Annotated in this window: 3 protein-coding genes and 1 pseudogene; 2 read left to right on the top strand and 2 right to left on the bottom strand. The window is 38.0% G+C overall.

The genetic code is table 11. The features are described from left to right. Positions 1–98 precede the first annotated feature (98 nt). Positions 99–536: a SulA-like leucine-rich domain-containing protein gene (locus tag L1D46_RS20325; RefSeq protein ID WP_130051218.1), complete on the top strand. Its 438-nt coding sequence runs from the start codon at positions 99–101 to the stop codon at positions 534–536. A 40-nt stretch (positions 537–576) separates the two neighbouring features. Continuing rightward, the gene (locus L1D46_RS20320; RefSeq protein WP_130051217.1) at positions 577–1,056 is read left to right on the top strand and encodes a YchJ family protein; all 480 of its coding nucleotides are present in this window, start codon (positions 577–579) and stop codon (positions 1,054–1,056) included. On the opposite strand, the pseudogene L1D46_RS20315 reads toward L1D46_RS20320, so the two are convergent. Next, a pseudogene (locus L1D46_RS20315) lies at positions 1,053–1,804 on the bottom strand (alpha/beta hydrolase-fold protein). The gene L1D46_RS20320 and the pseudogene L1D46_RS20315 overlap by 4 nt on opposite strands. A gap of 74 nt (positions 1,805–1,878) precedes the next feature. Next, positions 1,879–2,523 carry an alpha/beta hydrolase gene (locus L1D46_RS20310; protein ID WP_239978140.1) on the bottom strand — a complete coding sequence of 215 codons (645 nt, stop codon included), beginning with the start codon at positions 2,521–2,523 and terminating at the stop codon, positions 1,879–1,881. Positions 2,524–2,634 lie beyond the last annotated feature (111 nt).

Below are 2,634 nucleotides of genomic sequence, written 5' to 3'. Positions count from 1 at the left end.
GAATTATTGGTTAAAAAATAGCAAAAAAGTACTTGCGCAAGAACACTGTATAAACTACTGTATACACATACTGTATAAACAACCAGTGAGTGAAAGTTATGTTACAGCCAATTACCTTAAGAACAGTTAAAAGCTACCAACAAGATAACGACAAAGCGTCTGTTAACTTAATTCAAATTGAAGATGAAATATCAGCAACCTTTGAACTATTAAAGGTATTGCATCATTACAATAGCCAAAATGCATGGACCCTATTAATTGCTCCTGATCATGTTCCTAGTAAAGCGTTATTAGATTCGTGTTCGATTGATACCAGCAAACTGCTTGTGATAAGACAAAAGCATTTAGTAAACCTTGAGTATGTACTTAGCTCAGCATTACATAACGGTAATTTTGCTGCTGTAATCACATGGACAGATATTGTAAGCAATCATCAACTTGATTCGATGAACTTAAACCTTGAGCAGGCATCTGCTAAGTTTTATTGTTTTACAAAAAGCGCCCAATTAAACAATTTAGTACCGCAGCCACAATAGGCTTGTTAAAATAACAATTTATAGTTTTAGGTAAGTTGTTATGACATCACTCACACACTCCCTTTGTCCTTGTGGCAGCGAATTGACTTACGAGCTTTGCTGCCAACCTTTTCATACAGGTGCAAGCCAAGCTGATAACCCAGAGCAACTTATGCGTTCTCGTTTTAGTGCCTACGCGCTAAAAGATGCTAAATATGTATTTAGTACCTATGCACAAAGCCAGCAAGCCGCTAACCCGGTTCGCGAAATCAAAGATTTTGCTAATAGCTGCCGTTTTACCAAACTCAGTGTTTTAGATACTGAACATAATGATCAAGAAGGTTTTGTAGAATTTAAAGCAAATTACTTTTACCAAAACTTGTATTGTGAGTTACACGAAAAATCGCGTTTTATTAAAGAAGATGGCCTATGGCGTTACCTAGATGGTGATATAACGCCAGTTGCAGATATTAAAATTGGCCGTAATGATGAATGCCCTTGTGGTAGCGGCAAAAAATATAAAAAGTGTCACGCTCTTTAGTTATCATTAACCTGGTAAATCCAGTCTAAGGCTTGGGTAATCGTTGTTGGGAATGCTGTTGCATGGCGTGCCTGAGGGATAACAAATAAATTTGTTGTAACCAGCGCGCCGCTTTGTTTATTAATTTTAGCTGCTAATAGCCTTGCGCCCGAAACCATTTGTTCACCTTCACTTTCCTCAAGTTCTCCGATACCAATATACACTTTAGTTGTTTTGCTCGTGGACACCACAGGTAAAGCTAAAAGGTCATGCTGCTTAAACCACACTGAAGGGCTACCTATGACATAACTAGAAAAAAGCGTAGGCTCAGTAAACAAGGTATAGGCTGCAAATAAACCACCAAGCGAGTTACCGACCAAGGTGTTTTTTGGCTTGTTCTGTAGTGAGCATCAATATAGGGCAATACGGATTGTTTTAAATAATTGAGGTAGTTTCTTGCTCCCCCAGTCTGTCGCTGCCAATTTTTATCTTCAAATGGGGTGTAGTCATAAATACGGCTATTAAGCCCAGACATGCCTTTTTGGTACCCTATAGCAACGATAATCACCTCTTCAATGGACCCCGAATTCATCATAAAGCGACTAGCACCAGAGGCAATTGGCAAACTATAATTTGCATCTAATAGATACACCACAGGGTAGCGTTTATGACTTTGCTTTTGGTAGCTAGGTGGCAGTTTAATAGTGATTGGGTATTCGTTGTCTGAATGTTTATCTTTAAGCAAAACTGTATCAGTGCGCGGCAACATAAACGGCTCAGCATCGCTTGAAAAGCTTATTCCGAAAACACTAATCGCTAAAAATAACAATATATAAGGCATAGTTAATCCTTTAGCCACTTCTTAATAGGTAACACCCATTCATCTTTTGGCTTATAAAATGCGCCATGTGAAAGCCCTGTATTGATGCTTATTTCTTCGAACTTGGTTACCTCATTCCTATCAATTAAAAATTGGCAAGAGCCAACCTGATCTGAACGTTCAAAGATAGAGTAAACCTTGCCGTAAGCTTTAACTGATGGGAGCTTTTTAATTAAACCAGCACAACCAGCTAAAATAATTAAGTTGATATTTGTACGTTTAAGTTCATTGGCTGCCATTATCGACAATGCCCCACCCCTTGAAAAACCAACCAAACTGATGTTTGATTCAGCAACACCGGCAGTTATTAATGCTTCAACGTCTGCTGCAAGCTTTTTCGCAAACACAAAAGGTTCTGTGCCTTTTGGTCTATGGTAAGCAATTAAATGATAGCTCTCATCTGCAAGCGCTTCTTTTACGGCAACAAAATCATAAATCCCAAAGATTTTGTGAACAGGCTTAGGGTTATGCCCTTCTACAATAAAACCATGTGAATAAAAAACATAGTGACCATGTGGGTCAATTTCTGTCGGAAACTGGCTGTTAATAGTGCCAGCAAAAGCAGGCATAACCCAACAAGCACAGAGTAAAAATACAGTACGCAACACAGACATCCCTATGAAAAATAAAACTACCATTGTTTTAGATAATAACATCATAAAAAATAATACCTTAGCGAACAGCTCTACCCTACTACTATTAATTGAAAATAAATATCA

It is taken from the genome of Pseudoalteromonas sp. Isolate3 (assembly GCF_022398505.1).
Lineage (GTDB): Bacteria > Pseudomonadota > Gammaproteobacteria > Enterobacterales > Alteromonadaceae > Pseudoalteromonas > Pseudoalteromonas apostichopi.
This window is presented reverse-complemented; position numbering and strand designations above follow the sequence as displayed.